At 56.7% G+C, this 5,278-nt stretch carries 9 protein-coding genes; 7 read left to right on the top strand and 2 right to left on the bottom strand.

What is annotated here, in order from left to right:
- From BKN05_RS11490 to BKN05_RS12730, 7 genes are all read left to right on the top strand, one after another.
- The coding region (locus BKN05_RS11490; RefSeq protein WP_353743558.1) for a 4Fe-4S dicluster domain-containing protein at window positions 1-951 on the top strand (951 nt) is incomplete at its 5' end.
- 29 nt (window positions 952-980) lie between these two features.
- Window positions 981-1,814, top strand: a complete 834-nt coding sequence (gene narJ, locus BKN05_RS11495; protein ID WP_286688692.1) for a nitrate reductase molybdenum cofactor assembly chaperone — start codon at window positions 981-983, stop codon at window positions 1,812-1,814.
- Window positions 1,815-1,838: 24 nt separating this feature from the next.
- Complete coding sequence (narI, locus tag BKN05_RS11500) at window positions 1,839-2,618, top strand: respiratory nitrate reductase subunit gamma (protein WP_049149961.1); 780 nt, start codon at window positions 1,839-1,841, stop codon at window positions 2,616-2,618.
- 627 nt (window positions 2,619-3,245) lie between these two features.
- The gene (locus tag BKN05_RS11505; protein ID WP_049168045.1) at window positions 3,246-3,398 is read left to right on the top strand and encodes a hypothetical protein; all 153 of its coding nucleotides are present in this window, start codon (window positions 3,246-3,248) and stop codon (window positions 3,396-3,398) included.
- Window positions 3,399-3,778: 380 nt separating this feature from the next.
- Window positions 3,779-3,913, top strand: a complete 135-nt coding sequence (locus BKN05_RS12720) for a hypothetical protein (protein ID WP_414629577.1) — start codon at window positions 3,779-3,781, stop codon at window positions 3,911-3,913.
- The gene (locus tag BKN05_RS12725; RefSeq protein ID WP_502686335.1) at window positions 3,906-4,145 is read left to right on the top strand and encodes a DDE-type integrase/transposase/recombinase; all 240 of its coding nucleotides are present in this window, start codon (window positions 3,906-3,908) and stop codon (window positions 4,143-4,145) included. The genes BKN05_RS12720 and BKN05_RS12725 overlap by 8 nt, the downstream gene beginning before the upstream one ends.
- A gap of 41 nt (window positions 4,146-4,186) precedes the next feature.
- Entirely contained in the window at window positions 4,187-4,486 is a 300-nt protein-coding gene (locus tag BKN05_RS12730) for an integrase core domain-containing protein (protein ID WP_236588413.1), read from the top strand.
- A 44-nt stretch (window positions 4,487-4,530) separates the two neighbouring features.
- Here BKN05_RS12730 and BKN05_RS11515 read toward each other — a convergent pair whose 3' ends face one another.
- Window positions 4,531-4,920 (bottom strand): fluoride efflux transporter FluC, encoded by a 390-nt coding sequence (locus tag BKN05_RS11515; protein WP_284607402.1) that lies wholly within the window; start codon window positions 4,918-4,920, stop codon window positions 4,531-4,533.
- The coding region (locus tag BKN05_RS11520; protein WP_286688693.1) for a CrcB family protein at window positions 4,917-5,278 on the bottom strand (362 nt) is incomplete at its 5' end. The genes BKN05_RS11515 and BKN05_RS11520, both read right to left, overlap by 4 nt.

The raw sequence follows: 5,278 nt of genomic DNA on the forward strand, positions 1-5,278 counted from the left end.
GACCGTTGCCGTGGTTGGCGCATGTGCGTGTCCGGCTGCCCGTACAAGAAGGTGTATTTCAACCACAAGACCGGTAAAGCCGAAAAATGTACCTTGTGCTACCCGCGCTTGGAGGTCGGCCAGCCGACGGTGTGCTCTGAGACCTGCGTGGGCCGTCTGCGCTATCTGGGCGTGATTCTTTACGACGCCGACCGCGTCGCCGAGGCCGCTGCCACCGAAAACGAGCAGGATCTGTTCGAGGCGCAAAAGTCCATCATGCTGGATCCACACGACCCAGAGGTGGTGCGTGCTGCACAAGCAGAGGGCATCCCGCACTCCTGGATTGATGCTGCCCAGCAGTCACCGATCTATGATCTGATCTTCAAATACGGTGTCGCTTTGCCGCTGCACCCGGAATACCGCACCTTGCCTATGGTCTGGTACATCCCGCCGCTGTCCCCAATCGTCGACAGCGTCACCGCTTCCGGTAACGACGGTGAAGACCACAAGATCTTGTTCTCGGCGCTATCGAATATGCGCATCCCGCTGGACTACCTGGCTGGTTTGTTCACCGCTGGCGATACCGTGCCGGTGGAGAAGTCGCTGCGCCGCCTGGTGGCTATGCGCTCGTATATGCGTGATATCAACTTGGGCAACGAGCCGCAGGAAGAAATTGCCCAGGCCGTCGGCATGACCGGCAAGCAGATCGAAGAAATGTACCGTCTGCTGTCGATCGCGAAGTACGACGACCGCTACGTCATCCCCACCGCTTCTCCTGAGACCCCACGTGGCATCTCCAACCTGGACCCATTCGGTGGCGTCGATCCGGCACAGGCATCCGAGGATGTCTTCCACGATTTGGGCATGGGCGCACCGGAGGCCTGCACCAGCAGCGCTGCGCAAGGCGGCAAAGTCTCGCTGTTGTCGTGGAGCGGTGACCGCCCCGATTCGATGTTCCCGCCGAAAAAATAGGGAAAATAGGGAAGAAGTAGGAGCACACCGTGAGTATCTTCGACAAACTGCGCAAACGCCCGACGACTCCGTCGACGAAGCCGAAATTCGCCGCTGCTTCTGCCGACGACGCCGTCGCCGGCTACGGCACCCCGGCTGGTATCGGCAGCATGGGTGGTGCCAAGGATGTCGAGCGCACCTTGCGCGCCCACACCGGCAAGGTACCCACCGAGTTCATTGCCCCGGTGGAGGTCACCGAAGAGCAGCGACGCATCACTGCGATGGCGGTGTCCGTGTTACTGAACTACCCGGGCGAGGACATCATCGATAAGCTCGCCGCCGTCGAAGAGCAGGTAGATCAGCTGCCGTTGGCGATTGCCACAGACTTCGTGAACTTCGCGGAATGGGCCCGCAGCGTGGGGCCGCGCGCGTTGGAAGAACACTACGTGGAAACCTTCGACCAGCGTCGTCGTTGCGCGTTGTTCTTGTCCTACTACGCCGTGGGCGATACTCGCCAGCGGTGCATGGCGATCTTGTCGTTCCGCGAGCAGCTGGAGGCCTTGGGGTTCCATATTTCGGACGACGAGTTGCCAGATCACCTGTGCGTGGTGCTGGAAGCCATGGCGATGACCGAGGGCGAAGAGCACGAACGCGCCGTCGAAATGGTGGCCAGCCACCGCGAAGGCATCGAGGTGTTGCGAGCTGCGCTGAACCAGGTGCAGTCGCCCTACGTCGCGCTGATCGTCGCACTGTGCAAGGCCTTGCCCGAGGTCGACGGCGAAACGGCGCAGAAATATGTCGATCTGATTCGCACCGGACCGCCTGCAGAGATGGTGGGTATCGCGGATTTGCCGTTCCCGACCACGCAGCCAGGCGTTGTGTAAATAAACTTGATTAAGGACCACACCATGTTTGATAACTTCCTCTGGGGCGCGTTCCCGTGGTTAGCGATTGTGGCGTTTGTCGTCGGTATCTTCTGGCGTTGGCGCTCGGACCAATTCGGCTGGACCACCCACTCCTCACAGATTTATGAATCCAAGCTGCTGCGCTTGTCGTCGCCGTTGTTCCACTGGGGCATGGTCTTCGTGATCATCGGCCACCTGATGGGCCTGGCCTTCCCGAAGTCCTGGACCCGAGCCGTCGGCATCGACGATCACGCCTACCACCTGATCGCGACCATCCCCGGATCGATCGCCGCGTTGGCCGTGCTGCTCGGATTTGCCGGCCTGCTCTACCGTCGTTTGAAGAACCGCTCGGTGTTCTTGTCGACGTCCACCTCCGACAAGGTGATGTACATTTTCTTGGGTGCGGCGCTGATTTCCGGTTCCTTCGCGACGTTTACGCTGCAGTTGTTTGATCTGGCCGGTACCGGTGGATACGACTACCGCGAAACCATTTCGCCGTGGTTGCGTCAGCTATTGATTTTCAATATTGAGCCGGATCTCATGGCTAATGCTCCGTGGCAGTTCAAGGTGCACGTCATTGCTGGTTTCACGCTGATTGCCGTGTGGCCGTTTACCCGCCTGGTGCACGCGTTCTCTGCGCCGGTGGGGTACACCACCCGCCCGTACGTGCTGTACCGTTCCCGCGACGAGCGCACCACCCCGATGCGTTCCAATACCGCGTGGGAGCCGATCCGTTCGCACCGCGAGCAGTTGGAAGGTGAAACCCCAAGCCACGGTGCTTAGGTTTCCCGCGGGTCTAGCCATTTGATGCAATACGCTGCTACGGCAGCGACTGCCGCCAGTCTGGTGCTCAATTTTGAGCATCAGGGCTGGCGGTTTTGTGTTGGCGCATAAAATTGCTCTCTCTAGAGACACACTTCGGTCTTTTTCCTCTACACAAACTCAAAGAGTGTCAATTTAGGTTGCATGATAACGGGTTATCTATTGAGGCCAGCCCTAAATATTACCCCGTATTTACAAATCCCGGTAAAGCGCTAGGTCTATTGGTAGACAAAAGATAAGAAGGTTAGGCCAAAATATTTGGACGGTAAGATGAGAAAAACCAAGGCGAAAATCGCGATCGGGCTTATCTCCGTTAATCTACTTCTGGCTGTAATCGGTGGCTTTCTTTTGCAAGATACTGATTTATACCATTGGCCGGTGTGTTTTGTTCTCGGACTCAGTGCAGGAGCGCTAGGAATTGCAGAGCGTAAACCATGGATAGCGGGAATTGGGCTGTTCAGTGCGGTATTTCCAGCGGTTCTCATGTTTGGATCCTGGTTTGTGTATACCGTAATGAATATATCCTGAATGAATATATTGAAGTGTCCTAGGTTTTGTTCCGTTTGAATAGATGGGAAAATCTGGAACATGCCGAGAAAATTTGACCAGGATGCCAAGGACCGTTTGGTCCGTCTCGTGGAAGATCGCATCTTGGCGGAAAATATGTCGATGCAAGCTGCGTGCCAGGCAGTAGCCCCAAAGCTGGGAGTTTCATGGCACACGGCTCGTCAATGGACTTAAGCCTGCTCGCCGTTCGGGAACCATCCCAGAACCTGTGGGTGAAGATTTGGCCGCCGAAAACGCGAGGCTACGTCGTGAAAACCAAGAGCTGCGAGATACCAACGAGTTGTTGAAGGCTGCCTCGGCTTTTTTCGCCTCATGACTCGACCCGAAACGTTAAGAAATGATTCGGTTCATCGATGAATACCGGGATCGTTTCACTGCCCGAGTTCATCTGTACGACGTTGAAGAACAATCGCGAAGGTGGCTTCATTACCTCGCGTGGTTATCGCCAATCCAAAGCTCGTGGGCTAAGTGCTCGTCGCCTTCGCGATACTGTGCTGGTTTAACGCATTAGTGCTGTTCATCGGGATAATTACGGTGTTTACGGTGTGCGGAAAATGTGGCATGCTCTTCGCCGTGATGGAATCGATATCGGTCGTGAGCACACCGCCCGGCTGATGCGCCTGGCCGGTGTTTCTGGCAAAGGCAAAGGCCGGTCACCTACCACAACCCGTTCACCTCAACATGCCTGATGTGCGCCCGGATTTAGTGCCACACGAATTCAGTGCCGCAGTACCAAACAAGTTATGGGTGGCTGACATTACGTATGTACGCACGAAGCAAGGCGTTGTGTATGCCGCGTTTGTCACCGACGTGTACTCCAGGCGGATCGTTGGGTGGGCGTTATCAGATTCCATGCGCACTTCAGGTGTTGCCGCTGCAAGCTCTCAACCAGGCGACCCAAGTGCGCTGAAGAAACGATAGGTTTGGTGCACCATTCGAATCGTGGGTCGCAGTATGTCAGCGTGGTCTATAACAAGCGAGGTGCCCAGCACAGGATTACCGCTTACACCGGGACTGTTGGTGATTCCTATGACAATGCTTTGGCTGAAAACGTGAACGGCTCCTACAAGAACGAGCTGATCCATACCAGAAGCTGGGGTGATGTTGTCGATGTGGAGATCGCGACGTTTGAGTGGGTGTCATGGTGGAATGAGGAAAGGCTCCACCAGAGCTTGGGATACCGAACCCCGGTCGAGGTTGAAGACGCGTTGTGGGAACAAGATGAGTCTCGGGAAATAATGGAAAATAAGGTAAATGCCTAGGAACAAAACCCAGTACACTTCACCTGATTTTCAGATCTATCTTGTCAGACCGCCATGCCGAGCAACCATCCCAGCCAGACTGCGCCCAGCCCGCCGAGCACCGTGAACACGGTATAGAGGCTCAAGCGGATCCACGCCCGTTCGTAGGTCAGATTCCCCAGTTCGCGGGCCAGGGTTGCCAGGGTTGAAAGCGCACCGCAAAAACCTGTACCAAAAGCGATTTCCCAATACGGCAGGTGCACGAGCGCGCCCAGATCGACGCGCGCCAGCATAATCCCGAGTGCGAAACACGCCAGCATATTAGAACACGCGGTTCCGGTGTAGCGGCCACGCAGCTTGCTCAACAAGCCACGTAGCAGACCGCCAGCAAAGGCACCGGCGGCGACGGAAGCCATCGACAAGAGTGCTTCGGTGAGGCTGATATCGAGGTTCATCTGTTGCCGCCGTCCTTGCCGCCCGCAGCGCCTTCAGCGGCAGGGAACTCCGGGTGTACGCGCGGGTTCGTCTCCGGGTGCGCCCAGGGCCCATGGGTGAGTACAAAGTGGGCCATCTTCTCGCGCAGATCCAACACGTTGCGCAACTGATCGCCACCGAGCCAGCAGATTGTGCAGGCAATGATAATCCCGGCGACGTAAATTACCTGGTGGCTGCCCAATTCTGTGAAGGCGAGCCCGACGAAGGCGGAATACGTCGAAAAGCCACCCAGCATGCCAGCACCGCCAAACGGGCCGGGTGCGAGATAGCCCATCAAAAAGCAGGCGATCATGTCTAGTACTGCGACGGGAAACAGCT

This window comes from Corynebacterium sp. S5S1, from assembly GCF_001913985.1.
Taxonomy (GTDB): domain Bacteria; phylum Actinomycetota; class Actinomycetes; order Mycobacteriales; family Mycobacteriaceae; genus Corynebacterium; species Corynebacterium marquesiae.

What these genes read in the sequence shown, in the direction of transcription:
- narI (WP_049149961.1), top strand. Translation starts at nt 1,839, where the DNA reads ATGTTTGATAACTTCCTCTGGGGCGCGTTCCCGTGGTTAGCGATTGTG.
- BKN05_RS11505 (WP_049168045.1), top strand. Translation starts at nt 3,246, where the DNA reads ATGCCGAGAAAATTTGACCAGGATGCCAAGGACCGTTTGGTCCGTCTC.
- BKN05_RS12720 (WP_414629577.1), top strand. Translation starts at nt 3,779, where the DNA reads ATGTGGCATGCTCTTCGCCGTGATGGAATCGATATCGGTCGTGAGCAC.
- BKN05_RS12725 (WP_502686335.1), top strand. Translation starts at nt 3,906, where the DNA reads ATGCCTGATGTGCGCCCGGATTTAGTGCCACACGAATTCAGTGCCGCA.
- BKN05_RS11515 (WP_284607402.1), bottom strand. Translation starts at nt 4,920, where the DNA reads ATGAACCTCGATATCAGCCTCACCGAAGCACTCTTGTCGATGGCTTCC.